Origin of the sequence: Marinobacter lipolyticus SM19 (assembly GCF_000397065.2) — a bacterium.
Taxonomy (GTDB): Bacteria; Pseudomonadota; Gammaproteobacteria; order Pseudomonadales; family Oleiphilaceae; genus Marinobacter; species Marinobacter lipolyticus.
This window is the reverse complement of sequence record NZ_KE007306.1, coordinates 644,279-669,471: the sequence shown is the minus strand read 5'-3', so window position 1 is coordinate 669,471 and position 25,193 is coordinate 644,279. Positions and strand designations below refer to the sequence as shown.

The 25,193-nt window shown below is 56.7% G+C and carries 32 protein-coding genes and 1 pseudogene; 21 read left to right on the top strand and 12 right to left on the bottom strand.

All coding sequences use genetic code 11. The features are described from left to right. Positions 1–45: 45 nt before the first annotated feature. Positions 46–756: a histidine utilization repressor gene (hutC, locus tag MARLIPOL_RS03075; protein WP_012136615.1), complete on the bottom strand. Its 711-nt coding sequence runs from the start codon at positions 754–756 to the stop codon at positions 46–48. 292 nt (positions 757–1,048) lie between these two features. Between hutC and MARLIPOL_RS03070 the strand changes: the two genes are divergently transcribed. From MARLIPOL_RS03070 to MARLIPOL_RS03060, 3 genes are all read left to right on the top strand, one after another. Continuing rightward, complete coding sequence (locus MARLIPOL_RS03070; RefSeq protein WP_012136614.1) at positions 1,049–1,345, top strand: type VI secretion system PAAR protein; 297 nt, start codon at positions 1,049–1,051, stop codon at positions 1,343–1,345. A gap of 318 nt (positions 1,346–1,663) precedes the next feature. Continuing rightward, a complete protein-coding gene (locus MARLIPOL_RS03065) occupies positions 1,664–1,975 on the top strand; it encodes a type II toxin-antitoxin system HigB family toxin (RefSeq protein WP_012136613.1) in 312 nt (103 codons plus the stop codon). A 5-nt stretch (positions 1,976–1,980) separates the two neighbouring features. Then, on the top strand, positions 1,981–2,397 hold the full coding sequence (locus MARLIPOL_RS03060; RefSeq protein ID WP_012136612.1) for a helix-turn-helix domain-containing protein: 417 nt from the start codon (positions 1,981–1,983) through the stop codon (positions 2,395–2,397). Positions 2,398–2,509: 112 nt separating this feature from the next. On the opposite strand, the gene MARLIPOL_RS03055 is transcribed toward MARLIPOL_RS03060, so the two are convergent. Continuing rightward, positions 2,510–2,917 carry a hypothetical protein gene (locus tag MARLIPOL_RS03055; protein ID WP_012136611.1) on the bottom strand — a complete coding sequence of 136 codons (408 nt, stop codon included), beginning with the start codon at positions 2,915–2,917 and terminating at the stop codon, positions 2,510–2,512. A 150-nt stretch (positions 2,918–3,067) separates the two neighbouring features. Here MARLIPOL_RS03055 and MARLIPOL_RS03050 point away from each other — a divergent pair, with 150 nt between their 5' ends. Further along, complete coding sequence (locus tag MARLIPOL_RS03050; RefSeq protein WP_012136610.1) at positions 3,068–3,850, top strand: helix-turn-helix domain-containing protein; 783 nt, start codon at positions 3,068–3,070, stop codon at positions 3,848–3,850. A 3-nt stretch (positions 3,851–3,853) separates the two neighbouring features. Beyond that, positions 3,854–4,309 carry a metallophosphoesterase family protein gene (locus tag MARLIPOL_RS03045; protein ID WP_012136609.1) on the top strand — a complete coding sequence of 152 codons (456 nt, stop codon included), beginning with the start codon at positions 3,854–3,856 and terminating at the stop codon, positions 4,307–4,309. A gap of 126 nt (positions 4,310–4,435) precedes the next feature. On the opposite strand, the gene MARLIPOL_RS19015 is transcribed toward MARLIPOL_RS03045, so the two are convergent. Together MARLIPOL_RS19015 and MARLIPOL_RS03035 are read right to left on the bottom strand one after the other, a co-directional pair. After that, complete coding sequence (locus tag MARLIPOL_RS19015; protein ID WP_456085426.1) at positions 4,436–4,954, bottom strand: helix-turn-helix domain-containing protein; 519 nt, start codon at positions 4,952–4,954, stop codon at positions 4,436–4,438. 78 nt (positions 4,955–5,032) lie between these two features. Next, positions 5,033–5,797 (bottom strand): MBL fold metallo-hydrolase, encoded by a 765-nt coding sequence (locus tag MARLIPOL_RS03035; RefSeq protein WP_012136606.1) that lies wholly within the window; start codon positions 5,795–5,797, stop codon positions 5,033–5,035. A 67-nt stretch (positions 5,798–5,864) separates the two neighbouring features. Between MARLIPOL_RS03035 and MARLIPOL_RS03030 the strand changes: the two genes are divergently transcribed. The 4 genes from MARLIPOL_RS03030 to MARLIPOL_RS18615 all read left to right on the top strand — a co-directional run bounded on the left by MARLIPOL_RS03030 (position 5,865) and on the right by MARLIPOL_RS18615 (position 8,324). Beyond that, on the top strand, positions 5,865–6,623 hold the full coding sequence (locus MARLIPOL_RS03030; RefSeq protein WP_012136605.1) for a TIGR01458 family HAD-type hydrolase: 759 nt from the start codon (positions 5,865–5,867) through the stop codon (positions 6,621–6,623). A 53-nt stretch (positions 6,624–6,676) separates the two neighbouring features. Next, complete coding sequence (locus MARLIPOL_RS03025) at positions 6,677–7,132, top strand: CopD family protein (RefSeq protein ID WP_012136604.1); 456 nt, start codon at positions 6,677–6,679, stop codon at positions 7,130–7,132. A gap of 49 nt (positions 7,133–7,181) precedes the next feature. Further along, a complete protein-coding gene (locus MARLIPOL_RS03020; RefSeq protein ID WP_012136603.1) occupies positions 7,182–8,039 on the top strand; it encodes an ion transporter in 858 nt (285 codons plus the stop codon). Between the two features lie 123 nt (positions 8,040–8,162). Then, a complete protein-coding gene (locus tag MARLIPOL_RS18615; RefSeq protein ID WP_012136602.1) occupies positions 8,163–8,324 on the top strand; it encodes a hypothetical protein in 162 nt (53 codons plus the stop codon). 62 nt (positions 8,325–8,386) lie between these two features. Here MARLIPOL_RS18615 and MARLIPOL_RS03015 read toward each other — a convergent pair whose 3' ends face one another. Next, positions 8,387–9,382: a DUF6635 family protein gene (locus MARLIPOL_RS03015; protein ID WP_012136601.1), complete on the bottom strand. Its 996-nt coding sequence runs from the start codon at positions 9,380–9,382 to the stop codon at positions 8,387–8,389. 7 nt (positions 9,383–9,389) lie between these two features. Beyond that, entirely contained in the window at positions 9,390–10,058 is a 669-nt protein-coding gene (gene tenA, locus MARLIPOL_RS03010; RefSeq protein ID WP_012136600.1) for a thiaminase II, read from the bottom strand. Between the two features lie 106 nt (positions 10,059–10,164). On the opposite strand from tenA, the gene MARLIPOL_RS03005 reads away from it, so the two are divergent. Then, positions 10,165–11,268: a mandelate racemase/muconate lactonizing enzyme family protein gene (locus MARLIPOL_RS03005; protein ID WP_012136599.1), complete on the top strand. Its 1,104-nt coding sequence runs from the start codon at positions 10,165–10,167 to the stop codon at positions 11,266–11,268. Positions 11,269–11,293: 25 nt separating this feature from the next. Here MARLIPOL_RS03005 and MARLIPOL_RS03000 read toward each other — a convergent pair whose 3' ends face one another. The 3 genes from MARLIPOL_RS03000 to MARLIPOL_RS02990 form a co-directional block, all read right to left on the bottom strand. After that, positions 11,294–11,866: an NUDIX hydrolase gene (locus MARLIPOL_RS03000; protein ID WP_012136598.1), complete on the bottom strand. Its 573-nt coding sequence runs from the start codon at positions 11,864–11,866 to the stop codon at positions 11,294–11,296. Then, a complete protein-coding gene (locus MARLIPOL_RS02995; protein WP_012136597.1) occupies positions 11,859–12,527 on the bottom strand; it encodes a glutathione S-transferase family protein in 669 nt (222 codons plus the stop codon). Before MARLIPOL_RS02995 ends, MARLIPOL_RS03000 begins: the two co-directional genes overlap by 8 nt. 91 nt (positions 12,528–12,618) lie before the next feature. Continuing rightward, the gene (locus MARLIPOL_RS02990; protein WP_012136596.1) at positions 12,619–13,512 is read right to left on the bottom strand and encodes a patatin-like phospholipase family protein; all 894 of its coding nucleotides are present in this window, start codon (positions 13,510–13,512) and stop codon (positions 12,619–12,621) included. Between the two features lie 89 nt (positions 13,513–13,601). On the opposite strand from MARLIPOL_RS02990, the pseudogene MARLIPOL_RS18870 reads away from it, so the two are divergent. Then, positions 13,602–13,730 (top strand): annotated as a pseudogene (locus MARLIPOL_RS18870) (GatB/YqeY domain-containing protein); the annotation flags it as partial. A 33-nt stretch (positions 13,731–13,763) separates the two neighbouring features. Here MARLIPOL_RS18870 and MARLIPOL_RS02985 read toward each other — a convergent pair. Further along, on the bottom strand, positions 13,764–14,648 hold the full coding sequence (locus tag MARLIPOL_RS02985; protein WP_012136594.1) for a hypothetical protein: 885 nt from the start codon (positions 14,646–14,648) through the stop codon (positions 13,764–13,766). A 246-nt stretch (positions 14,649–14,894) separates the two neighbouring features. Here MARLIPOL_RS02985 and MARLIPOL_RS02980 point away from each other — a divergent pair, with 246 nt between their 5' ends. The 5 genes from MARLIPOL_RS02980 (at position 14,895) to MARLIPOL_RS18745 (ending at position 18,520) form a co-directional block, all read left to right on the top strand. After that, complete coding sequence (locus tag MARLIPOL_RS02980) at positions 14,895–16,025, top strand: M14 family zinc carboxypeptidase (protein WP_012136593.1); 1,131 nt, start codon at positions 14,895–14,897, stop codon at positions 16,023–16,025. Positions 16,026–16,095: 70 nt separating this feature from the next. Then, complete coding sequence (locus tag MARLIPOL_RS02975; RefSeq protein ID WP_012136592.1) at positions 16,096–16,734, top strand: SDR family oxidoreductase; 639 nt, start codon at positions 16,096–16,098, stop codon at positions 16,732–16,734. Between the two features lie 108 nt (positions 16,735–16,842). Beyond that, positions 16,843–17,538, top strand: a complete 696-nt coding sequence (locus tag MARLIPOL_RS02970) for a hypothetical protein (protein ID WP_012136591.1) — start codon at positions 16,843–16,845, stop codon at positions 17,536–17,538. Between the two features lie 57 nt (positions 17,539–17,595). After that, complete coding sequence (locus tag MARLIPOL_RS02965; RefSeq protein ID WP_012136590.1) at positions 17,596–18,309, top strand: J domain-containing protein; 714 nt, start codon at positions 17,596–17,598, stop codon at positions 18,307–18,309. Between the two features lie 145 nt (positions 18,310–18,454). Continuing rightward, complete coding sequence (locus tag MARLIPOL_RS18745) at positions 18,455–18,520, top strand: SEC-C metal-binding domain-containing protein (protein ID WP_228677580.1); 66 nt, start codon at positions 18,455–18,457, stop codon at positions 18,518–18,520. A gap of 95 nt (positions 18,521–18,615) precedes the next feature. Here the strand turns inward: MARLIPOL_RS18745 and MARLIPOL_RS02960 are convergent, their stop codons facing one another. After that, complete coding sequence (locus tag MARLIPOL_RS02960) at positions 18,616–19,758, bottom strand: hypothetical protein (RefSeq protein WP_012136589.1); 1,143 nt, start codon at positions 19,756–19,758, stop codon at positions 18,616–18,618. A 430-nt stretch (positions 19,759–20,188) separates the two neighbouring features. Between MARLIPOL_RS02960 and MARLIPOL_RS02955 the strand changes: the two genes are divergently transcribed. Further along, entirely contained in the window at positions 20,189–20,620 is a 432-nt protein-coding gene (locus MARLIPOL_RS02955) for a DUF3010 family protein (RefSeq protein ID WP_012136588.1), read from the top strand. 15 nt (positions 20,621–20,635) lie between these two features. Here the strand turns inward: MARLIPOL_RS02955 and MARLIPOL_RS02950 are convergent, their stop codons facing one another. Next, positions 20,636–21,619, bottom strand: coding sequence for a ribonuclease Z (locus tag MARLIPOL_RS02950; protein ID WP_036190309.1), 984 nt, complete (start codon positions 21,617–21,619; stop codon positions 20,636–20,638). Between the two features lie 105 nt (positions 21,620–21,724). On the opposite strand from MARLIPOL_RS02950, the gene MARLIPOL_RS02945 reads away from it, so the two are divergent. From MARLIPOL_RS02945 to MARLIPOL_RS02930, 4 genes are all read left to right on the top strand, one after another. Continuing rightward, positions 21,725–22,630 (top strand): alpha/beta fold hydrolase, encoded by a 906-nt coding sequence (locus MARLIPOL_RS02945; protein ID WP_012136586.1) that lies wholly within the window; start codon positions 21,725–21,727, stop codon positions 22,628–22,630. Positions 22,631–22,762: 132 nt separating this feature from the next. After that, a complete protein-coding gene (locus MARLIPOL_RS02940) occupies positions 22,763–23,899 on the top strand; it encodes a 4Fe-4S dicluster domain-containing protein (RefSeq protein WP_012136585.1) in 1,137 nt (378 codons plus the stop codon). Then, positions 23,896–24,366: a cyclic nucleotide-binding domain-containing protein gene (locus tag MARLIPOL_RS02935; protein WP_012136584.1), complete on the top strand. Its 471-nt coding sequence runs from the start codon at positions 23,896–23,898 to the stop codon at positions 24,364–24,366. Before MARLIPOL_RS02940 ends, MARLIPOL_RS02935 begins: the two co-directional genes overlap by 4 nt. Continuing rightward, the gene (locus MARLIPOL_RS02930) at positions 24,363–25,193 is read left to right on the top strand and encodes an FAD/NAD(P)-binding protein (RefSeq protein ID WP_012136582.1); all 831 of its coding nucleotides are present in this window, start codon (positions 24,363–24,365) and stop codon (positions 25,191–25,193) included. Before MARLIPOL_RS02935 ends, MARLIPOL_RS02930 begins: the two co-directional genes overlap by 4 nt.

Genomic DNA, 25,193 nt, shown 5'->3' with positions numbered 1-25,193 from the left:
CACGTCGAGGCGGAGCCTGTTGAGGGCTCCGTCTTTTTTCACTGTTTAGACGTTTAGTGTGGTAATGGAGCGCAACTTGTAACGTGGCCCCGGATGTGTGAGACAGGCAAAACTGATCAGGCGACCATCCGACCAGGTTCGCCGGCCCACCTGAATACAGGGGGTGCTGGAGTCGATCTCCAGCAGCTTCTGCACCCGCGCATCGGGCAGGACCGCTTCGACGATATGTTCAATGCTGGAGATCGGGCAGTTCTTTGACAGGTATTCATTGGGCGTAGCTTGTGTGAAGTCCTGACCGATATATCCCGGCACCAGTGCCGCCGCCACAAAGCGGTCTTCCAGTTGAATCGGCAGGTTATTCTCCAGATGTACGATCACAGAATGGTACACCCTGGTGCCGATCGGCATCCCCATCTGCATCGCCACCGTCTCATTGGCTGCTGTCTCTTCAAGTTTCATGACGTGGCAACTGTAATCGTGGCCGCGCTGACGCACTTCTTCGGCGATGTTGCGGATTTCGGCCAGCGGCGATTCCGCCTTGGCATCGGTAATAAAGGTGCCCAGGCCGGGGTAGCGTACCAGCAAATGTTCCTGAACCAGATCACGTATCGCCTTGTTGACGGTCATGCGGCTGACCCCGAACTGCTCTGCAAGCTGGTGCTCGGTGGGGATGCGACTGCCCGGTGTGTATTTCTGTTGCTCGATGCCGTCGAGAATGTAGCTCTTTATCTGTTGATAGCGCGGCTTGTTGCTCACCTGATCCCTCGATCCGATAATGTTGAGATAAATGAATTGTATATATCAGCGGCTATCACCTCAATGGCGACGAGTGAAGCTAACATGCCGAAAATACCGGGGGTTAAGACGCGAGAGCTTTTGGAACTGTCGGAATAATGCCAGTTATCAGGGTAAATGTATAAGCATGGCGGGGCACATGTGTGGATGTAACTTGGGTATTACGGCAGCTTTGTTTATCATTGGGTCCGGTGCCAGTGACGGTACCCCTCGACAATACGGATGATTCTTCAAGGACAGAAGGGGCAAAGGAATGAGCAAGAAGGTTGTGCTGTTGGGTGATTTGGGAACTGATCACCAGGGGTTCCCGCCCACGCCGGTGATTGCCGGCTCCCCGGATGTACTGATTGATGGCAAGCCCGTTGCCCGCGTTGGCGATCCTCTCGCGCCACACTCCAAACCCAAGCATCCTCCCCATCCGCGCGCCATAGCAGCCGGATCTTCAACTGTGTTGATCAATGGTATTCCCGCTGCCGTGACCGGTGGAGCGATTTCCTGCGGTGGTGTCACCGTCGGCAGTGGCAGCGTTGTGATTGGTGATACCCACTAACCGGACTCGAAGCATGGTCATCTCAACCATCCGGAGTTTTTCGAGAAACGGCGGGCACTTTTCAAGAAGCTGGATTTTACTCTGGGGAGTTTGGCCCGCAAGGGCATGTCACTGGACGATGGTGCGAAGCTGAAGCGAGCATTGGGGATGTCGTCGAAGAGTATTGTGCATCATTGGAAGACTGTTGGGGGCGGTGGATGCGCGAAGACCGTGTGTAGGTTAAGTCATTGAACTGCCGACGAGGATGACTGTAGTTAGTGTGGTTTCCATTTTGGAAACCCTGTGGTATGGTTTCCAAAAAAGAAACAAGGATGTTTGGTGCACGTAATTTCAAGGAAGCCGTTCAACGATGCAGCCAAAAAGTTTCCCAACGACAGAGAGGCATTGGTCAATACTTATATAACGTTGCGGAATGAACAGTTCGATACGCCGGAAGAACTTCGCCGGGTATTTCCGTCCCTGGACAACTTCAAGTACAGAGACAAATGGTGGGTTATCGACATTGGCGGAAACAACTTGCGGCTGATCGCCTTCATCGAATTTCGTGACAATCGCATGTACGTGAAACATATTTGCAGCCATGCCGAGTATGATCGGCTGACTGAGAAATACCGTCGCAATCGGGAGTAAGGCCTATGGTATCGCCTGCTGTTGTCCAAATCAGAGATGCGTTGGCCCAATTGCCTTTCCTGGCTCATATAGAGACGCCAGATGACTATGAGCAAGCGCTGGAGTTAATGGATCAGTTGGTAGACGACTATGACTCCAATAAACCGCTAATTGAGATTCTGGCCGTCAGCATTGAGCGCTGGGAGGACCACGCTGAAGAGTTCTCCGATTTTAATGCGGTGGTTGCTGGAACAGATCGGGGTATTGCTGTGCTTAAAACCCTGATGGCTCAACATGGTCTTGGAGTTGCTGATCTGCCAGAGCTGGGTTCAAAGGGCAACGTGAGCAAGATTCTCAACGGCGCTGATGGTAAAAAACTGTCCCGCAAACATATTGAAGCCCTCTGCAAGCGGTTTGGCCTTTCTCCGGCGCTGTTTTTCTGAATTACCACACATCAGAATCAGGGGGCCCGCTTCTCTGTAAATTTAGCGGGAAAAAACCGGGACAGTTCTGTCGGGTAGCGACATGAGCTGCCGCTACCCGGAGTTGTGGGGATTAGCTGAACTCAGGCGCAAAAGCCTTGCTGCCAGCAACTCGTTTCATCCAGGCCATATCCAGCGGAACCAGTACGTTCAGGGCGAACAGCACCCAGCCCAGGGGCTGCAGGCTCGCCGCAAACCATACCATCAGGGCAAGGGCCAGCAGGGCCCAGGTCACATCGGCAGCAATCATCACGTTCAAGTACTTCTCCTGCCAACGTTCATTGATGGCCATGGCGACCATATCCACACACCAAAGCAGCATCACAATGCCGGCGACCATGTAGAAGGTTGCGCCGGGGCCGCCCGACCACTGGGCAATCGGCCCAGCGGCCAGGATGAGAGCCAAGGCCAGGGGCGTGGAGAGGAAGACATCGCTCAGGATGATTTGCTTCACGCTGAATCGACGGACCAGGTTTTTCATGGGATCACCTCAATCGGGTTTCGCAATGTGTTTGACTACGCTACAAAGCTTCTACCCGAGTGGTGATAAGCTCAATTACCTGTGAGGTAATGGTGCAGCCGACCCTCGGCTACGATAATGGCTGAACACTCGGAATTGACAGGAAACCCAATGAGCGCCTTCGGTACGCTGTTCAGAGAAATGCGGCAGGGTAAGCGCCTGAGCCAGATGGATTTCGCCCTTGAATGCGAGGTGTCGTCAAAACACATCAGCTTCCTGGAAACCGGCCGCAGCAAGCCCAGTAAGGGCATGGTTCTGCATTTAGCTCAGATGCTGCAAGCGGACCTCGCCGGAACCAACCGCCTCTTGTCGGCGGCGGGTTACAGCCAGGTCTACTCCGATCAGGATTTGAACGCGCCCGGCATGGCCATGATCAAGGAGGCGCTTGAGCATCTGTTGCAGGGGCACCTGCCATACCCGGCGGTGGTGTTCGACCACGAATATTATCTGGTGATGGCCAACCAGGCCATGCAGGAGCTGATGGTAAAAATGGTGGAACTGGGCGCTCAGTTTCCGGCCCGGCCAAACTTTCTGCTGTCGCTGCTGGATGACCAGGGCATGAAACCCTTCGTGGGGGATTGGGAGAATATCGCCTGCCACATGCTGCAACGTGTTTACCATGAGCATCTTGCAGGCCCCTTTCGGGATCAGCCCAACCGATTGCTGGAACAGGCCCTGACTTTGCCCGGCGTCCCGCAAAACTGGAAAAGCCACGTGGTGGAGCACCTGGACTACCCGGCGATTCCTTTTACCCTGAATCTGGGGGATCAGCAGCTCAGAATCTTTTCCACCATCGCAACCATCGGCACGCCGCTGGATGTCACCGCTCAGAATTTGCGGATCGAGCATTTCTTTCCGATGGATGAGTACAGTAAGGCTTTTTGGCGAGGCTAAAGCATGCAAATCGGCGTTATCGCTGACACCCACAGCAAAATGCGTCCGGAAGCCCTGGAGGCATTGAAAGGCTCGGACTTGATCCTTCACGCCGGTGATGTTGGGCGGGACGAAGTTCTGGAAGCGCTGGAGGCGATCGCGCCCGTGGTTGCGATTCGCGGCAATATCGACAAAACAGGCCGTGCAGCGAATCTTCCCGATGTTCAGGATCTGGAATTCCTCGGCCACGCTTTCTACATGCTCCACGACGTCAAAACCCTCGACATCGATCCGCAAGGCCGTTATCGCGTGGTGATCGCCGGCCATTCCCACAAACCCCGTAACGAGTGGGTCGGTGACGTGCTTTACTTCAATCCTGGTGGCGCCGGGCCCCGGCGGTTTACTCTGCCGATTACGGTAGGGCGGCTGGAGGTGAACGAAGACGGTGTGTCGGGTGAAATCATCGAACTGCCGGTTTGATTAATTCGGCCCGCCGTTTCCGAAAACCGGGATAGGTTTAATTTCTCTTAATCTATTCTCTGAAAATTTTCCCGGCTGACACTGCAAGAAGCCGGCGTTACCGGGTGTCAATTGTTTTCTCGGCTATCAGGCTGAAGTCCGGTCGTCTTCCACCGCTTCCAGCTTTACCCGAAAACCGCAGGCTGCGGCATATTTGTTGAGCGTTTCCCAGCTTGGATTGCTGCGGCCACGCTCAAGCCTGGAAATGTTGCTTTTGTTCGTTCCGAGTTTCTTTGCAACGTCTTCCTGGGTGAGGCCTGCTTGTGTCCTCATGGAAATCAGCTGGTCAATCAGGCTGAATTCTTCCTCGAGGGCATCGTATTCCTGACGAACCTCGGGATTTTTCAGTGCCTTCTGCTTAAACTGTTTGAAACTCATGATTTTTTGACCTCCTTCAACCGCTCTTTCGCGAGCTCCAGGTCTTTCTTCGGTATTTTCTGATCCTTCTTTATAAACGCATGCAGAATGATAATTTGCTTGCCCTGCATGTAGCAGAAGATGCTTCTCCATCAATTCCATCAGCCGAATCATTCTCGCCTGAATCTTGGGCGGCATCCTGGCCAGTTCTTCTTCTACCTTCCCGTAGAATTCTATATCCCAATCCATGGGGGCTCCTTTTACTTTGCTTGTTATCATATAAGATAACATGTGGCTATGGGAAGCATATGCTTTTTACACGCGTCTCTAATCTGGGAGCAACCACACTTCCCCGTGTTGCATTACCCGGAAGGCCGCTTCACTTATGCCTTGCCTCTCTAGCGCCAGATCAATGGGCGCAAACAGCTTGCCAATGTCCCGAAAGACCCGACCATAGCCGGTATCACCGCCGAAATAGAACCGAAAGCCATCCATTTCCAGAAGCCAGCTACACCACAGCGAGGTGTTGGTGTCGGTGGCGGTTCGTCCACTGAAGTGCTGGGCCGGCAGGCAGAACACTTCGTTTCCGGCAGCCATGGGCTTCGATTGCCACCAGTCCAGTTCCACCAGATTGTGGATGCCACGCTTTTCAAACCAACGTCGCAGGCCCATGGGAATACAGAAGCACAGGCTGGCCCCAAAACGCCGATGTAACTGGCGCACCGTTGCTTCGTCGAGGTGGTCGTAGTGATTGTGGGAAATCAGTACCTGGTGGATCGGCGGCATATCCGCCACCGTCAGGGCGGGTGGCGTGAACCGCTTCGGCCCGACCAATTGGAAGGGGCTGGCACGCTCCGACAGCACCGGGTCGGTCAGCACGTTCAGGCCCCGGTACTGGAACAGGAAAGACGCATGCCCCAGCCAGCTCAGCTGCGGCTCTGTCGGCGGGTTCATCAGCAAGTGGCCATCCGGGCGCAGCAGCGTGTAGCGTTTACCCTGCGGGAAACGGCGGCCGGGGGCCAGCTGCCAGCGCAGACCTGAGTTCCAGCAGTTTCCGGTGCTAGACTGACAGAAAGCACAAATCTCAGCCAACTGGCGTGGCCGGCTGCCATCGCATTGCTGCCGGCATCATCAGTCGACCGGAGGAGGCCAGAACGCCATGGCACAGCCCAAGGGACTCTGTATCGATATTTCCGGTGTGCTCGACGTAGAGGGTGAGACGGTGACTGGTGCGCGGGAAGCCATTGCGCGGCTCCGCAAGGCCGGCGCGCCCTTTCGTTTTCTCACCAACACGTCCCGCAAGCCTTCCCTGGCTGTGCTGGACGAGCTCCGGGGGTTGGGTTTCGAAGCCGCTGACGAGGAGGTGCTCACGGCTCCGGCCGCTGTTGCACGCTATCTGAAGTTCCGGAATCTGAAACCCTGGCTGTTGGTGCATCCTTCCATCGAAGATGAATTCGAACCGGCCCCGTCCTCGGACGCCGATGCGGTCGTGGTCTGTGACGCGGGTGAACGCTTCGATTATCGCCGGCTGGATCAGGCCTTCCGTCTGCTGATGGAGGGCGCCCCTCTGCTGGCGGTGGGCATGAACCGTTACTTCAAGCAATCCGACGGCCTGCACCTGGATGCCGGCCCCTTCATTCGCGCCCTGGAGTATGCGGCCGGGGTGGAGGCCACTATCATTGGCAAGCCGGGCGAGGCCATGTTCCATGAGGCCTGTGACAGCATGGGGTTGGCGCCGGGGGATTGCCTGATGATCGGTGACGATGTGGAAGCGGATATTGGCGGCGCCCGGAAGGCGGGGCTTGAGGCGGCGCTGGTGAAAACCGGTAAGTATCGGGAATCCGACCGCGACCGGGCCAAGGCGCTCGGCGCCGGGGTTTTCAACGATATCGCCGCCGTGGTGTCGCACTGGTTCTGAAACAGGATAAGGCTTACGCTCATCACACACATTATACATTCGGGAATCGCTTTATGAGTCTGGCTATCGCACTGCATGTTCTCTCTGCCGTGATTTGGGTTGGTGGTATGTTTTTCGCCTATATGGCCATGCGGCCTGCGGTGGTCGAAGTGATTGATGCGTCACAGCGGGGCCTGCTCTGGTGTCACACCCTGTCCCGGTTTTTCCGGTGGGTATGGGCCGCCGTTATCCTGTTGCTGGTGACCGGATACTGGATGATCTTTAGCGTGTTCGGTGGCATGGCGGGTGCCGGCTGGCATATCCACTTCATGCAGGGGCTGGGGATTGTGATGATGCTGATCTATTTTCACGTCTATTTTGCCCCTTTCCGGCGGCTGAAGCAGGCCGTTGCCAACCAGGATCCCCAGGAAGGCGGGCGCCAGGTGGGGCAGATCCGCAAGCTGGTAGGTATCAACCTGATATTTGGGCTGATCGTGGTGGCAGTCGGTGCTGGCGGCCGGTATCTGTAGGCCCATTGGAATCCCGGGAAGTTGAATGTCAGGTAAAGAGGCAGCTTAGATGGCGACAGAAAAACCCGGTGGCCTGGGACTCAAAATGCGTCTGTTTCAGGTCATTTTCGAATCAGATACTCGCCTGGGCAAGGGCTTTGATATTGTTTTGGCGTTGCTGATATTCCTCAGCGTCGGGATTATTCTCCTGGACAGTGTTCCGGAATATCATGCCCGCTTTGGTGAGCTCTTTTATGTACTGGAATGGGGGGTAACGCTGCTGTTCACCCTGGAACTCGGCCTGCGTATTTATTGCCTGGAGAAGCCTAAGCTCTATCTGAAAAGCTTTTACGGGGTTGTTGACGTTTTGGCGGTCATGCCGACCTGGCTGGCACTTCTGTTCCCGGGCGCGCAGACCCTTGTCGTATTGCGCCTGCTGCGTACCTTGCGCCTGTTCCGGGTACTGGAAATGATGACGGTGGTGGGTGAAGGCCGCCTACTGCTGGATGCGTTGCTTCGCAGCCGACACCAGATCCTGCTTTTTCTGTTTGCAGTGCTGATGCTCGTGACCATCTTCTCTTCTTTGCTCTATCTCATCGAGCCGGCCGAGGCGGGCTTTACCAGTATTCCCACAGCTATTTACTGGGGAATCGTGACACTGACGACGGTCGGCTATGGGGACATAACGCCGGTTACACCCTGGGGGCAGTTTATTTCCATGATGATCATGTTGACGGGCTATTCGATTATTGCGCTTCCCGTGGGCGTTTTCTCCGCGGAAGTTATTCGCGCCCTGCGTGCGGAACGTTACTCGGATGAAGCCTGTCCGGGATGCGGTAAACATCGACATGAAATCGACGCTAACTACTGTAAATACTGCGGTACCTGGCTTGATGAGGAGAAGCCCGAGCCGGGCGGCTCCGGGTGAGCCTTGTGAGCCTTACGCTCATCCCTCAGCGTGCGCCTTTTGCTTCAAACAATTATTTCCTGTTTCGGATATGATGGGGGTTTGCAGTTGGTGAATAAACCAATCGTTAACCTGGAGAGCATAATGAGCAAGAAACCCGAGAAAGCGACATTAACGACTGCCATGATTGAGGAGCAGACGGCTGCTTTTTTAAAGTCCGGCGGGACGGTTGAGTATGTGGGCAAGGGTAAAAGTGGGCAATTCGCCTCTTCAGGTTCAAAGCAGGTTACCGTGAAAGCTAGCTGAGAAGATCGGCTAAACAGCTTTTCGGAGCAGATGCCTGCGGCCGTTATCTGCACGCTTGTAAACTACATTAGACCCGTTCTGATCATGTCGAACGTGTCCAGAATCCGTGCCACAAACTGGTCTTTCGGGCGGAAGCTGCTTTGGGTACTGAGTGATACGTCCCTCTGCAGGTGATCCAGTAGCTTGAGCAGGCGCCGGCGGTGCAAGCCGACCGCCGCCTGAACGGGATCGAAGATCACACCGGACAAGGCCGCAAACGCCGCCAATGCGGCCATGACAGCGACCATAACGCTGGCTGTCGTCGCCAGCGAAGGTTCCGGTGGAAATACGCTGTAGTACCACCCGCCGATGGTTTCTCCCAGGATAAAGTCCCTCGCAGCCAGGGCCTTCGCGAGCATGGACGCGAGCACCACTCCGAGCCCGATACCACCCGGGGTAAACTTCTGGAACGCAAACGCGCCCAACACCGTGCAGGAAATGCTGTTGGTGATATCGGCAGAGGCGGTCCGGGTCACCCTGTATTGGCTGAGAGCCTCCGCGACCAGCGGCTCGATCAGTCTGCTAAACCGCTGGTGATCGACCGGCTCACAGGTATGGCGCTCATAAACCGTCTCCAGCGCCTCAATCAGATAACTCTCCAGCAGAGGGCCTTCCTGGCCGTTGTTCAGCAAGTCCACCAGGATCAGGTGCGAGATGTGCTGTTGTACCCGGGTGGTAAAACCGGCGGGTACACGGTTGGCTAATCCGTGCAGCCAGATCAGACCTGCGCGTTTTGGAGCCAGGATCTTCACTAGGCAGGCCAGGGCGTACACCGGTGCCCAGAGTAGATTGAGGGGCGCCCGCAACATGTCCCATCCCAGTGCCATCCGGTTGGTCGCGATGGCACCGGGGTAATGGAAATGACGATCAATAAACGCCGGTACCCGCGCCCGGCAATCGTCAAAGTACCGCTCGATACCGGCCCGGATTGCCTGCTCTATCTCGACGTCGGAGACGTGTTGCCCCGCCGGGAAGAAGACTTCGGGGCCGGCGAGGTAGATCTGTTTTGGCTGTGTCATAGGCTGCTCAGTCGCTCAGGTTCAATCCCATGTCCCAGAAATCGATTTCCAGCCGGGTGGCGTCCCGGAAGATTCGGGTCAGTTGCTCGAAGCGGGCAGGGGACACGTCGGCCAGTCGTTCATCCAGCCAGCGAATCTCCGCCTGCATGGCGTCCTGGAATTCGTCGCTTTCGTACATGGAGATCCAGGCATCGTAGGGGTTAGCTTCGCCCCGAATGGTGTCCGCGCGGTCGTTCAGCCAGTTGGCAATCTCGCCATAGCCCACTATGCAGGGGGACAGGGCGACATGCAGGTCCAGCAGGTCGCCACGGTTGCCGGTGTCGAGCACATAGCGGGTGTAGGCAAGGGTGGCACGGGCTTCCGGCAGGTTGGCCAGTTCATCCTCTGAAATCCCCCACTCGTTGCAGTATTGGATGTGCAGGTCCAACTCGGTGTCCAGAATGGCCTGCAACCCGTCTTTGGCCTGCCGCAGGTCCGACAGGGTCGGGCTTTTGTATGCGGCCAGAGCAAAGGCGCGGGCGAACTGGATCAGGAACAGGTAGTCCTGCTTGAGGTAATGCTGGAATGCCTCCGCTGCCAGTGAGGCATTGCCCAGCTGGCGAACAAAGCTGTGTTCGATGTAGTCACGCCATTCGGTCGGGCAGTGCTTTTTGAGGTCTTCAAACTGATAGGGCATGGAGTTGCTCTTGTGAAGCGTTTAGTCGCATTATTCCAGAAGTCGGGGGCTTTGTTCGAGGGAGAAGTGCCTCGGATCAGAATCGGCCTGCATCGGGAGGCTTATCATGCGTATCACGAGTGTGGAAGTGTATACCGCAGACTTGGAATACGCTGGCAAGGCGTATGCCTTTGCGGGTGGGCGATCGCATAAAAGGTTTACCAGTACCGTGGTCGTGCTGACCACGGATATGGGCGTTACTGGTTATGGCGAGGTTTGTCCCTGTGGTCCCAACTACATGGCCGCGTTCGCCGAGGGGCTCCCCTCGTGCCTGTCATTGCTGGCGCCTGTTGTCATCGGAGAAGATCCACGCCAGACCTCTTTCATCTATGAGCGCATGGATCAGGCGCTGACCGGACACGCTGTTGCCAAGGCTGCCATTGATATCGCCTGCTGGGACATACTGGGCAAAGCGGCCGGATTGCCCGTCTACACTCTACTGGGCGGGCTCCAGATGCCCTCCATGCCTTTGCACCGGATTGTTTCTCTGGGTGAGCCGGATGAGATGGAAGCGTCTTTGCAACGCTATCGTTCTGAAGGGTTCCGGCACATTCAGATCAAGCTGGGGCATCGGGTTGAGGAGGACATCGATCTTATCCGGGCTCTGAGCAAGTTCAAACACTCCGATGAGCTCTGGGTTGGAGACATTAATGCAGCCTGGCGGCGGGATCAGGCTGTGCGCTTTTCACAGGCGATCGGCGGGGTGGACCTTTATCTGGAGCAGCCCTGCCGGGGTTATGAGGAATGCCTGTCGGTCCGGCGTCGGATAGGGCATCCAGTCAAGCTGGATGAGAGCCTCAACTCCCTGGCCGATGTACAGCGGGCTCTCTGCGACGATGCCATGGATGCGATGGCTCTGAAGGTCAGCAAGTTTGGTGGCCTGACCCCCTCCCGAATCATAAGGGATGTGTGCGTGGATGCCGGAATACCCATGACAATCGAAGATGCGTGGGGCAGCGGTATAGCCACGGCAGCCTATGCCCATCTGGCGGCGAGTACACCGGCCAGGGCTTTGCTGAATACAACGGATCTTCACAATTACAACACGGCTCAGCTTGCCACCGGAGCCCCCGAAGTGTCTGGTGGCCGAATGACGTTGAGTGATCGCCCCGGGCTGGGTGTGACTCCGGATTTCAGCATGCTGACCCTGCGCGACGTCTACGAGGCATAAAGAACATCAGGCGCGGGCATCACGGTTATTGGCTGATCATGTCCAGCGCCAGCAGTTCCTGCAACATGCTATAACTCAGCCCCCAGATGCAGTACTCCTGATATCGGCAACAGGGGAATTGCAAGGTGCCGATGGGCGTGCGCCAGGGCAGTCTGCTTTGGTTCTCTTTGGCTGCGAGGTAGTCGAGGGGAACCCACACCACTCGCTCGACTTCATGGTTCAGCGTGACAGGCTGTTTTCCCTGCCATTCGTAAACGTAGGGCGTGACGACCATCGGTCGCCAGCGGCTGTGATGGCGGGTAATCAGGTCAGAGAGCCGGGCGTGGAAACGGCCATGGCGCATCAGGTCGACGCCGGTTTCCTCGAGGGTTTCCCGTTCGGCCGCCGCCCGGGGAGTGGCATCCTCCGGTTGCATGCGCCCGCCGGGAAAGGCCATGTCCCCGGACCAGGGATCGCCTTCCCGACGGGCCCGCTGGATAAACAGCAACTCCACTCCGCCATCCTTCGTGCGCCGATAGATCAAAGCGACGGCGGCCCGGGTCAGACGACGCCGGAAAGGCAGCTTTTGGGGGCGCAGGGTAGACAACAACTCAGGCAAAGTCGTATTTTCCGCCCTTTTCGAGCGCTTTCTGGTAAGCCGGTCTGGCATGCACTTGATCCACCCAGGCGGTGATATGTGGTCGGTTCTTACCAACGATACCCCGAGCGACTGACGCTTCCAACGGAAAGCTCATCTGAATATCCGCCGCGCTGAGGTTATCCCCCAGAAACCAGGTGTTTTTCGCCAGGTGGGATTCGACAAAATCCAGGTGCGTTTTGATCATCGGGCCGATGAACGTTGCCGTGGTTTTGTCGGCAATGCCTTTTGCCACCGGTTTGATAAAGAACGGCATCGGGCTGGTTTTTACCTTTTGAAATACCAGACGCATCACCAGCGGGGGCATCAACGAGCCTTCGGCGTAATGCAGCCAGTAGGTGTAATCAAGCCACGCCTGGCCGCCAGTCTCCGGTAGCAGGGTGTCTTTGCCGTAGGTGTGGGCAAGGTATTCAATAATGGCCCCGGATTCGGCCACCACCAGATCTCCGTCGGTGATCACCGGTGATTTACCCAATGGGTGTATCTTTTTGAGGCCTTCCGGTGCCAGCATGGTTTTTGGATCGCGTTCGTAACGCTGGATCTCATAGGGCACGCCCAGCTCTTCCAGCATCCAGAGAACGCGCTGTGAGCGGGAATTATTGAGGTGGTGAACTGTAATCATGCGGAAGCTCCGTTTGCATTAATAGAATTGGCAGGCTAGCAGAGTACTCCGCAAATGGCCTTTTGGTTCACCACCACTGTGCGCTGATTCACTAACTTCGGTTTCGGACTGCTGCGGCATGACGTTTGAGGTCTGTAATGATCTCGGGGACTTTGAGGGGCAACACTCTGAGGGCCGCTTTTAAAAGGTAAATGAAGAGATTCAACCGCTTGTACCAGAGCACCCGGCGAATCTTTTTCTTCATGGGACGGTAGCCTTCGAGGTAAAGCTCTTCCACACAGTCGGCGTTGTTGGTCAGGCTGTAACGGCTCAGATCCAGCGGTACCGCTATGTCTGCTTTTTTCAGTTGCTTGCGGGTATTGAAGTCAATACCAATGTTAATGGCGTTGCTGATCACATCAAACGTATCTTCCGGTTTCGGATATCGGCCGACATGGCTGAGATCGACGGCGACGATTATGCCCGCGCCCATGCCCGCCAACGGCGAGATCGGGACATTCTCAACCAGCCCGCCGTCGACCAGAATGCGGCCATCCACCTCCACCGGCACAAACAGGCCGGGCACGGCCATGGAGGCACAAACGGCGTCCGCGAGGTTGCCTTCCCTGAATATCAGCTGTTCGCCGGTTTCAATATCCGTTGCGCAAATGGCGAGGGGGATGTCGGCATCTTCAATCCGGCAATCCCCCAGATCCCGATGGATCATCTCCCGAATGGCATTGGTGCTGAACAGACCGCCGCGCTCCAGGGTGAAGTTGAGAATCTTGGACAGGTTCAGGGTTGAACCAATGGAAAGTATGGATTCTGCCCGGCGGCCGAAGGCGTAATAACTCGCGACCAGTGCGCCCACACTGGTGCCCGAAATACAGTGAATCCGGATGTGCTCTTCTTCGAAAGCCTTCAGTGCACCAATGTGCGCAATGCCCTTGGCGGCACCGCCTCCCAGGGCCAGGCCGATACGGGTATTAAAGGGGTTGAGTTTCATGCATTAGTGCCAGTTGGTGTTATGGAGGGAGAGCGTCGAGTAGATGTTAACAGACCTGGCCCAGGCCGCGGTCAAGAAGATCGAGATTGATGAGCGCCGCCCTGACCGAGGATGATCTGGATGGTTTGATTCGCATGTCCATCAGCTCGACCGATGCCCAGGGAATGCAGGATATGGGGCATTTGAGCAGGAAAGTGCGGGCTGCGCTGGCGAACTAAAGCCAGCATTCTCCCCTACATCATCCAATCGATTTACCAGTTGAGCCTTATGCTTCCCAGAACAGCATCGCCCAACCGTAGATCCAGGGTTCCTGCGTCCAGATCCCGATATCGGACGCGGGTATCCACACTCGCGCCAAGTCCCAGAACCACCGCGGGCCACAATGCTTTACCTGAGTTGATCCGGTATGTCAGCTCCGCTCTCCACTCGCGCAGATAAAGCGCGCTTTCGACTTCCCGGGCTTCATCAAGAGTGGCCCAGCGATCCCCCACGCGTTCCAGTCGCAGCTCCCAGCGGTCACCGGGACTTTGCCAACGCAGCATGACAGGCAGGTCCATCAGCCAGTGGCCGTTTGCATTTGCGTGCTCCCAGCGCATCCTGGGAAGCCAGCGGAAAGAACCGAAGCGATGATCGCCGCCGACGCCCAGGCTCAGGGGCGAGCCTTCACCCACTGCTCGGAACATCGCCACACGGCCGTTCAGCACATCACTATGAAAGGTTTGATCCTTGAACATATTGGATGTACCGGCCAAGCCAGCCCGCGCTTCCACGCGGTAAAGCCGGTACTGCCATTGGCCGCCGAAGGTCAATCGGTGCAAATGGCCGTTGTGCGCCGGTTCGCCAGTGCGAATGCGCAGAGGCTGATAATCGTAGTCAATGCCGAAATCGCCCGCAGCACCCCGTCGCCCCCAGCCCAGCCCGCGCTGAGCACGGGGTACATCGGAGGCCGATGACACATCTTCCGGCCAGTCGTAGGCCTGCCACTGGCGGTACAGCAGGTAGAAGTTACTTGAGGCCTGAACGTCGCGCGGCAAGGCCAGGGCGACTGTAAGAAGAACCACCAGAGGAAAAGTACACGATTCCGCGCGAGCACTGGTTTGAGCGTGCCAGAAAGGCAGCCGGGAGTGGTTTCGCATTTCATCTCCAAATCTTTCGGCCAGTTCAACTCCGCTTGGCGAATAACCCCGTCAATGTTTTACAGTATCGCTGATCGCGGGGCTTTTGCTTTTGGGTACCCGATGACTACTCTTGCGCCGGCCAGGTTTTCAAACTAGATAATGGGCAAACAATAAAACTGCGAGGCGCATCTGCACTGGATGCAAGTTGGTGTCCTGTTAGTTAGGTAATGACTCAATTAAACATAGGTAGAGGAAGGATTTCTCATGAAAACGTGTTTATCGATTATTGCCATCGGTAGTCTGATTTTGACGGGGTTGGTGTCTGCCGCTCCCCAGAGTAAACCCAACGGCCCCTCGCTCACCGACGAACAGAATATGTCTTTGGCCGCATTACGCAGTTATGAGCAGCTTTGGCATACGCTTGAGCAACTGGATCGGTCAGCCAAAGGCGAGTTCGTTCTTTCAAGTGCTCCGCGCGTCAGTAACACAGGCCGTGAAATCCCCGTGGTTACCATTGGGAGTGGCCCTCGGCGGATCATGGTCATAGCGCAGCAACACGGCAACGAGTACGTTGTGAGTGAGGCGATGATTGAGTTGGCCAGAGACCTTTCCAGCAACTCGAAAGAATCCAGTGCCATACGGGATGCCCTGACGCTTACCATTGTGCCCAGAGTCAATGTTGACGGATTTGATGCCAGTGTCGAAGACGCTTTCGGAAATACGCCGCCGTGGCGCCAGAACTACGACCCATTCTGTGTTACTGGCCCTTGTCCCGCCTTTTATCAGCGCGGTCGGGGGTATGACATTAACCGGTACCATTCGTTTATTGAGGATAGCCCGGAGGTCGATCCCTATGTCGGAGGGCCCAACCCTGTTCCTGAGTCGGTTGCCATGCGTTTGTTGTTTGACGAGTTTCAGCCTTCGGTGGTTATCGATTTTCACCACCAGGGCTCCTACGTTGATGCCGAGGGCAAACTGATTACCGGATCGACCATGTGGCCCAATGCCACCTCGGCGGCTGAGGCACTTGGAGTGGTCGATCAGTTTGAGGATGGAGTTGAACTGGCAAAAAAAGTGGTCAGTGTTATGGCCACAGAGCTTGATCAGTATGGTTATGCCAATCTCACGCTCTATCCTGGAACAACGACGCCTGGAATCGCCCGTAACGCCTATGGACTGTTGGGGGCCGGCTCGGTGTTATTCGAGATGCGTGGTGGCATTGGAACCAAGGGCAACGGCTACATCACCAAGACCGCGTACAGTGCTGCCAAAGCTGTCGTGGCGGCCATGGCCGACGGAACATTGTTCGACGCCGATATTGCGATTGCCGAGAACCTTCCTCCCAGGGGACCGGGCATTGGCGCTCCTAATGAAGAGGCAGAAGAGGTAGAGTAACAGGGTCACAAGTCCCACCTCCGGACTAGTCGTCCCTGATCCGGAGGTGGACACAATCAGGAGATCCGACATGCATGTGTTTATTGCAGGAGCCAACGGGCAAATCGGGCAACACCTGTTGCGGGAAATGGCTGACAGCGGTCATGAGGCTCGGGCCCTGATCCGCCACCCGGGGCAGGGCCCGGAATTGCAACAGCTGGGCGCCACGGAAACCGTGCTGGGTGACCTGGAGCATGACTGCAGTGAGGCCATGAGAGGCTGCGATGCAGTCATTTTTACCGCTGGCTCTGGCCCCCATACCGGGCCGGATAAAACCATCGATGTGGATCAGGACGGCGCTATCCGACTGGTGGATACAGCCAGGGCCATGGGTATAAAGCGTTTTATCATGGTGAGCAGTATGCGAGCTGAGGAGCCGGAAAAAGGGCCGGAAAAAATCCGCCATTACCTCTGGGCGAAACACAATGCTGATGAGCACCTGAAGAACAGCGGCCTGAATTACACCATTGTTCGTCCGGGGCGGCTGACCGATGATGACGGTTCCGGCAGGGTTGCGGTAAGTGCGAGGCTAGAGGAATTCGGTATGATTCCACGCCAGGATGTTGCCCGTGTGCTGCTGGCGGTGCTGGATGCGGACAATACTGCTAACTGCGTCTTCGATGTGGTGTCCGGCGACACGCCGGTGGGTGAGGCACTGGCAACTCTGTAAGGGCTGCCAGGCCCTGCTGTATTGCTGAGTCGGGCCTGTGAATTGCGCTGTCTTTGCCCTAAGCTTTTAGAGAGATGTTTGGCCAGCCCAGGCGGTTTTCAGGAGCCTATGTCCGACAAAGAACTACGCACCAAATCCGATAAAAAGTCTATCGACGAGTTTATCCACCAGGTCCGCAAACTGCCTGATCAAGGTAGAGGGCAGGGCCGGCTGATTTTCGCACTGGATGCGACCGCGAGCCGGGAGGCGACCTGGGACCAGGCCTGTCATTTGCAGAGTGAGCTGTTCCTGGCGACCCGGGATTTGGGTGGCCTGGCCATTCAGCTTTGTTACTACCGGGGCTTTGGCGAGTTCAAGGCCACGAAATTTGTCACCGAGACCGGTCTGCTGCTGAACCTGATGAACGGCGTCTCCTGCCTGGGTGGCCGCACCCAGATCAGTCGGGTGTTGGCACACGCCGTGAAAGAAACCCGTGCAGAGGCTGTTAAGGCTGTGGTGTTTATCGGGGACTGTTGCGAGGAGTCGGTGGACGATCTCTGCCACACCGCTGGCGAACTGGGTATGCTGCGAACCCCGGTGTTCATGTTCCATGAGGGGGCCGATGCCCATGCCAGGGCGGTATTCCAGCAGGTGAGCAAGTTGTCCGGAGGCGCTTATGCCCCCTTTGATCGCAACAGCCCGCAGGTTCTAAAGGATCTTATGGCCGCTGTTGCGGTCTATGCTTCCGGGGGAGCCAAGGCCCTGCAGGATTTTTCCAGCCGCAGTTCCCCGGAAGTCAGGCGCCTGACCCGGCAGATCCGATAGCGCTTGTTTCCATCCATCTTCCATCCATCGATGGGCCGGTGAGCCCGGGGTATCTGAGTGCCACTAACGCTACTGGTTATTCTGTTGTCGATTGTCGCCTGGCTCTGGCTGCGCAGTCTGCCGCCCAGCCAACGCAATCCGGCCATTCTCAAGCTGGCGTTGATTGTCGGTATCGCGATTGTGGTTGTGCTCGCCGTTACCGGCCGGTTGCACTTTTTGTTTGTGTTGTTAGCGTTTCTTTATCCGTTGCTGCGCCGGTTGTTGCCATCTCTGTTGAAGGGCGGCATGGCAGGGTCGGCAAATGCCAGGGCGGGCAACCAATCCCATGTGTCCAGCGACATTCTCGAGATGAGTCTGGACCATGATTCCGGAGCCATGAGCGGCAAGATCCTGAAGGGCCCCATGGCCGGGCGGGAGCTGGCGGACCTGGGTGAAAGCGAATTTATCGAGTTGCTACAGCACTGCCGGGCGCATGACGAGGACTCTGCCCGGCTGCTGGAAACCTACCTCGACCGCCGGTTCGGAGACTCCTGGCGTGCTGATGATGAGGCTGACGGCAGGCAATCCGGCGACCGTGGCCAGTCCGGCAACACCAGCGGCCCTCTGACCGAAAGCGAAGCCCTGGACATCCTGGGGCTGGAGCCCGGTGCCAGCCGGGAAGAGATCATCCAGGCCCACCGCGGGATGATGCAGAAAGTTCACCCGGACCATGGCGGAAGCAATTATCTGGCCGCTCGTATCAATGAAGCCAAAGAGTGCCTGCTGAGCTGAGTGATTAACGCTGAATAGCCCGGGAATTTTCAGGAGCGGCCCGGGCACTCTTCCGTTCATCAGGATATCAGCATGTCAAACACATTTTTCTATAGCCGAACTGACTGCACTTTTGAACAAAGACGTGACGGTTACCACGGCGCAAATGCCATCCCGTAATGACCCGTGCAGTTGTGGTAGTGGTGTTAAATTCAAGAAGTGCTGTGGCTGAGGGCGATGGCACTAACGACAGGAATGGCAAGATTACTTGCGGTAGTGTGTTTGCCGAAACCGCGGGAATAACCCGCGGCTTATTGGGGAACCGGCTTAGTGGTTCTTGATTTCGAACTGGTCGTCTTCCGGATCAGCGGTGTAACGGCCTTCCACCTGATCCCAATAGTTCGTGTCATCCATCATTTCCAGGACCCGATTGTCGTCGGTAGCGGCACTTGCGGCATCCTTGCCGGTTTCGCTCCGTACGCCTGCCCAGTTGATGGTCACTTCTTCCGGAGGCGCCGAGGCCATCGAGCGGAAGTAGAACGGCACCACGTGATTGTGCTTGTTCACTTCATCGGCCAGGTACCAGAAACGGTTCCACATCTCCGTCACGATTGCGCGCAATGGCAGGTTCTTGTCACCGATCCACAGGTTATTGATATTGCTTGATAGGTAGGTTGTTACCGGGATGTTGTGACGCGCGATCAGATCCTGGACAGTCCAGAACGTCCGCTCGCCATTCCAGTCCAGGTTGCCATCACCATTGGCATCGCCCAGGTATTCCTTGCCATCCTTTGACCAGAAGGGATCCAGCAGTTCCAGACGGTCAACCATGACGTTTATGCCAGCGTCACCGGCATAGATTGCATCGCTGTTTTTGCCGGCGACGATGGTAGCCAATTGGTTGCCCAGTGAATGGCCCGATAGACGCACATAGTGAGACGTATTTTCGGCCAACGCTGCACTTACCTGATCAAAAGCGATCTGGCCCACGGATTTGCTGGGCGAATGCTGAGTGCTGTAGCTGCCGTCACTGAGGCGATAGCGCATGCCGCGGGGACCGTTGACGGTCCACATCTTGGCTTCGGCATCTTTCACTTCACTTTCGTCGGCAAACTGGTCCCAGTAGAAGTAGGCAATGTTCCAGCCATTGTTTTTCCAGGAGCTCGACGTGATGACGTCTTCATTACCCCAGACGAAGCGGAAATCTTCCCGATCGTAGCCGTCACCGCGGGTGGCCGATCCTGGCTGCCAGCCGTGAAAGTGAATGATCGTCGGTTTTGACGGATCGTAGTATTTGCGTGGTACGTTGTTGACGGTCCCGTCAGCTTCAACGGCTTTGACAGAATTGTTGTTGCCGTCAAACCAGTACAGACCGTAGTCGAGCGTATCTTCTACCGCGTGGGCGGACAGTGGGAGAAACAGAATAGATGCCAATAGCATCAGGAAGGTGCATTGGAATGCTCTGAACATAGTTTTATTAAACCTGTTTTGTTGTTGTATATGATCGGGTTGCTAACCCGAATTGAAACGTAGCAGACGCTCAGTGGAATAGAAATGAATGGTGTGTCATTTTTGCGATCAGTGTTTCATTTTGGTGGCATGATTGGGGAATATCGGAACCGGTGTGTCGGGCAGCGGGATCTTCTCGTCTGTTTCCTTCGGTCAGGTTATCGTTTAGACCTGCACCGGTACCTTGATTGATTCACTGCGGCCCCGTGCCGCTGATAGCGCATAGAACGGCGTATTAAGTTTCCACTTCCGGCTGTATAACCAATTCCTTAAGCATGCTAAAACGTCTCCCCCGGCGGACACTATGGAGCGACTGGTTCTCTTCCATTCATCGGGATGTCTGCATGTCGGATAAATTTTTATACAAAGCGCTGTGGCTGAGGGGAATTCTATGATTGTTTGCGGAGTGGAGCTGACCGGCAGTGATGCGGTGGTGTGTTTACTGAACCTGGACCGGGGACAGTTCAGCTTGCCGGAGTGCAAGGTCCGTAAGCTGTCGCTGAACAAGCATCACACCCGGGAAGATCTGAAGCAGTTCCAGGCGGCTTTTGCTGCATTGATGGCTGAGCACCATGTGACCAGCGTTGCGATCAAGGAGCGGATGCCAAAAGGCAAATTTGCCGGAGGCGCCATTAGCTTCAAGCTCGAGGCGGCTATTCAGCTGATTGACGGTAACGATCTGGATGTCAGGTTGCTCTCGCCAGCGCTGATCAAGTCCACGCTGGCAGCCAATCCGCTGCCGATTCCTTTCGCAGAGACCGGTTTGAAGATCTTTCAGGAAACCGCCTTTACTGCCGAGTACGTGGGGCACATGGCGAAATAGCTGCAGATCAACTGATCATGAGTGTGTGGTGTTGGTGGTCAGGCAACTCAGCGACAAGTCCTTTTCCAGCCGGTAGGTATCGAAATCCCGGGCCAGAAACAGCTGGCCTTGGTAGTACTGCAGGGCTTCGGCCGCCAATTGGTTGATGTGGGGTGCGCCGCCCGGTCCGGACTGGTAGCGGGAGCTGAAGTGGGTCAATACCAGGTTGGGCAGGCGGGCCTGTTGGGCAAACCGGGCTACCTGTTCGGCGGAGCTGTGTTGTGGCCAGGGGCCGACCCGATCCGCCACATCCTGAGTGTAGGTGGCCTCGTGGATCAACACATGGCTGCCGTTGCTGGCACCGCTCAGCAGCTCCGGGTTGTCGTTGTCGCCGGCGACGATCAGGCGGCGAGCGGTGCGGGGAATGTGGGTATACTCTTCACTCCTGAGCAGACGACCATCCTCCAGCTGTACGTCCTGTCCTTTCTGCAATTCGCCCCAGCCGGGCCCGGGTTCCACGCCATCGCCCCGGAGCTTGTCCTGCAGCAGCTGTCGCTCCAGGTTGCGCTCAGTGAATACATAGGCGCGGCAGGGCACGCGATGGGACAGCGCCACGTTGGTAACTTTGAAGTGTTGATCCTGCCAGTGGAAGTCCGATGCTTCGGAATCGATGAAGTTCAGGGGATAACTGAGGCTGGAGTCGCTGTTTTCGATTACCGCATTGATGAAACGCTGTACCTGGACCGGCGCGATGATGTCCAGCGGTTCCGTGCGGCCAAGCATGGAGGCACTGGTGAGTAGGCCCGGCAGGCCGAAGGTGTGGTCACCGTGGATATGTGTAATGAATATGGCCCGTAACTGCATGACGGAGTAGCGGGTGCGCAGCAGCTGGTGCTGGGTGCCTTCACCGCAGTCCACCAGGTACCAGGGCTTGGGACCGGAGTGGCACAAGGCCAGGCCGGTCACGTTGCGTGCCCTAGTCGGTGTTCCGGCGGATGTACCGAGAAAAGTGAATTCCATTGTGCCTCAAATTTGTATCTGGAGTGTCATTGGCCCTGCAACCCATAGCGGGCATCATCCCCATGTGGACAATAGCGCCTTCATTCCGGCGGAGTCCACACAGACATGGCAAGAGTAACAGCACACGATGGCGCCAGGCTGAAGGTGCGGGAAATCGGGCGTGGCCCGGTGGTGATCCTGCTTCACGGTTTTGGCATGGACAGCCGCCACTGGTTGCCGATCATCTTGCCCCTGGCCCACCGGTTCCGCTTCGTGCTTCCCGACTTGCGAGGATTTGGTGGGTCTTCCCGTCTGACCTGCAGTGAACCCTGTGTACTGACCAGTCATGCCAGGGATCTTGACGCGGTGATTCGCGAATACAGCGTTGGCGAGCCGGTCGGGTTGGGCGGAATTTCCATGGGCGCGAGCACGTCATTGCGCTATATGGAACTGTTCGGCTCACGCGCGGTCCGTCACTATGTCCACATTGATCAGGCGCCACGGATTGCTCACGGTCCGGGCTGGCCCTGGGGTATTTTTGGCGAGCAGGGACCCCAGCGAATCCGTGGTTGGTGGCCCTTGCTGGAGCAACTGGAGCGGATTGATCCCGAGACGCCATATGCCGCGTTGCCAAAGAACCTGCGAAAGCAATTTCATGACGATCTGGCAGAATTCATGGAAATTGCCCTCAGCCGTCGCTGGATGAAATGGGCCGCCGGGCGTTTGATGCGAATCCCCGGTGTAGCCCAACAGCTGGTGCCGGTCGAGAACTGGTACACCCTGTACCAGCACATGCGGGCCTACGCCGAACGGGAATACGATTTCCGTTCATTCCTGCCTGAGCTGCTCGTGCCCACCACTGTGCTCGCTGGTCGTCGCTCGGAAATGTACCCCTGGCCAGGTCAGGCTGTCATGGCAGACCTGATCCCCGACGTCAGGCTGGTGACGCTTGAAAACAGCGGCCATGTCCCGTTAATCGATCAACCGATGGCCTGTATCCGGGCGCTTGGTCAGGCGTTTCAGTCCGCTTGATCACTTTGCGGGCGTCTGAATGGCGCCTGTCACCCTCCCCATCTTTGACAAAACCCCCCGCCTTGCCAAAGCTTGTAGAGGGCAATTAGCGGGTTCGTGATTGTCTGATTGCCAATCATGGAAGGTCTCCTCATGGACAACGTCGACGATGGCTCTGTTATCACGCGGCAAGGCTTGCAGTGCTTGCTGGATGCATTGGCACAGCGCGGGTATACGGTTGTAGGGCCGACCGTTCGGGACCAGGCCATTGTGTACGAAGAGCTCGCCCGCATCGAAGCGCTTCCCGCAGGCTGGACGGATGAACAGGACGGCGGCCTCTACCGACTGAAACGGCGTTCGGATGACGCATTGTTCGGGTATGCTGTGGGTCCCCACAGCTGGAAACGCTTTCTTCACCCACCCAAAGTGTCCCTATGGCAGGCGACCCGCAACGGGGATGAACTGCGTTTTGTTCCCGCCCGGGATGAGCCGCCCCGATACGCCTTCATCGGAGTGCGTGCCTGCGAACTGGCGGCCATCGGGATTCAGGATCGCGTACTGATGGGGGACGAGTATGCCGACCCCCATTATCGCTCACGTCGTGAGCAGGCTTTCCTCGTGGCGCTCAACTGCTCCGAGGCGGGCGGCACCTGCTTTTGCGATTCCATGAATACCGGGCCCGACGTCAAAGAAGGCTACGACCTGGTCCTCACTGAGCTTCTTGATGGTGACAACCACCTGTTCCTGATTCGGTCAGGCTCAGAGGAGGGGGCGGAAGTTCTGGCCGAATTGCCCCGGGAGCCTGCAACAGAGGCCCATCAGACAGCGGCCACTGCCGTGGTGGAGAAAACCCGCGGCCAGATGGGCCGGAGCATGCCGCAAACCGCCATTCCTGCCTTGCTGATGGATAACCTGGAGCATCCGCGCTGGGATGAGGTTGCCGACCGGTGTCTGAGCTGCTCTAACTGCACCATGGTTTGTCCCACCTGCTTCTGCACCACCGTGGAAGATACCTCAGATCTGGAGGGGGGCACCGCGGAGCGCAGCCGGCGTTGGGACTCCTGCTTTACGTCGGACTTTTCCTATATCCATGGTGGTAGTGTGCGCAATTCAACCCGGTCCCGCTATCGTCAGTGGATGACCCATAAGCTGGCCACCTGGGTGGACCAGTTTGGTACTTCGGGTTGTGTCGGTTGCGGCCGCTGCATTACCTGGTGCCCGGTGGGTATCGATATCACGGAGGAAGTTCATGCCATTCACGATGATGTGTCATCGAGGGACAAAGAATGAAAAACATTGCCCAGATCGTCTGCGAGCATCCGTTCTTTCACGGTTTGGACGGCGAGTTCTGTGATCTGGTCTGCGGCTGCGCCCGCAATGTCCGGTTCAACCCGGGTGAATACCTGTTTCACGAAGGCGGAGACGCCGATTACCTCTATCTGATCCGCTTTGGCCAGGTGGCGCTGGAAATCGCGGTGCCGGGAAAACCGTCGGTGCGTTTTCAGACTCTCCATGACGGTGATCTGGTGGGAGTATCCTGGGTTCTGCCACCCTATCATTGGGCCTACGATGCCCGCGCCATCACGCTGACCCGTGCCATTGCTATGGACGCGCACTGTCTGAGGAAGAAGTGTGATGACGACCCGGTTCTGGGCTACGACGTTATGAAGCGCCTGCTGCCGATTCTGACCAGCCGGCTGCACGCGACACAAATGCAGATTCTGGACGTTTATGGTACGCCGGAGCAGCCCGAGTGATTTCAGATGACTTCATGGTGCCCGAGCCGGTTCGTGTTCTGCGTAAACAGCAAGAACTGGAGACTACCTGGACGTTGGAGCTGGAGCCCGGTGGGGCCGGTCGTCGCCCCTTTTTACCGGGGCAGTTCAACATGCTCTATATGTTCGGTGTGGGGGAAGTGCCCATCAGTCTGAGCGGTGATGCCGGACAGACAGAGACTCTGATCCATACAGTGCGGGCGGTGGGGCCGGTCTCCAACAAGCTGGCGGCTTTGAAACCGATGGATGCGGTTGGCCTGCGTGGTCCATTTGGTGTCGGCTGGCCGATGACGGCAGGCGAGGGCGCGGATCTGCTGATCGTGGCTGGTGGGTTAGGGCTGGCCCCCTTGCGACCGGCTATCTATCACGTGTTGCGCCATCGGGAGAGGTACGGCCGGGTGATCCTGCTATACGGCACACGCAGTCCCGAGGATATCCTCTATGCCGGGCAACTGGAGGAATGGAACAAACGTCCGGACGTTGAAGTTCATATTACGGTGGACCATGCCGGTGGTGACTGGCTGGGCAAGATTGGCGTGGTTCCTTCGCTGGTGCCATCGCTGGATTTTGACCCTGAAGACACCGTGGCCATGGTGTGCGGGCCGGAAGTCATGATGCGTTTCACGGTCAATGCATTGCGGGATGCCGGTGTTGAGGACGAGTCCATTTACCTGTCCATGGAACGAAATATGAAATGCGCGCTCGGACATTGTGGTCATTGCCAGTTCGGATCGACCTTTGTCTGTAAAGACGGTCCGGTGCTGTCGTTTGACCGGCTCCGCGGATTACTGAGCCTCAAGGAGTTTTGA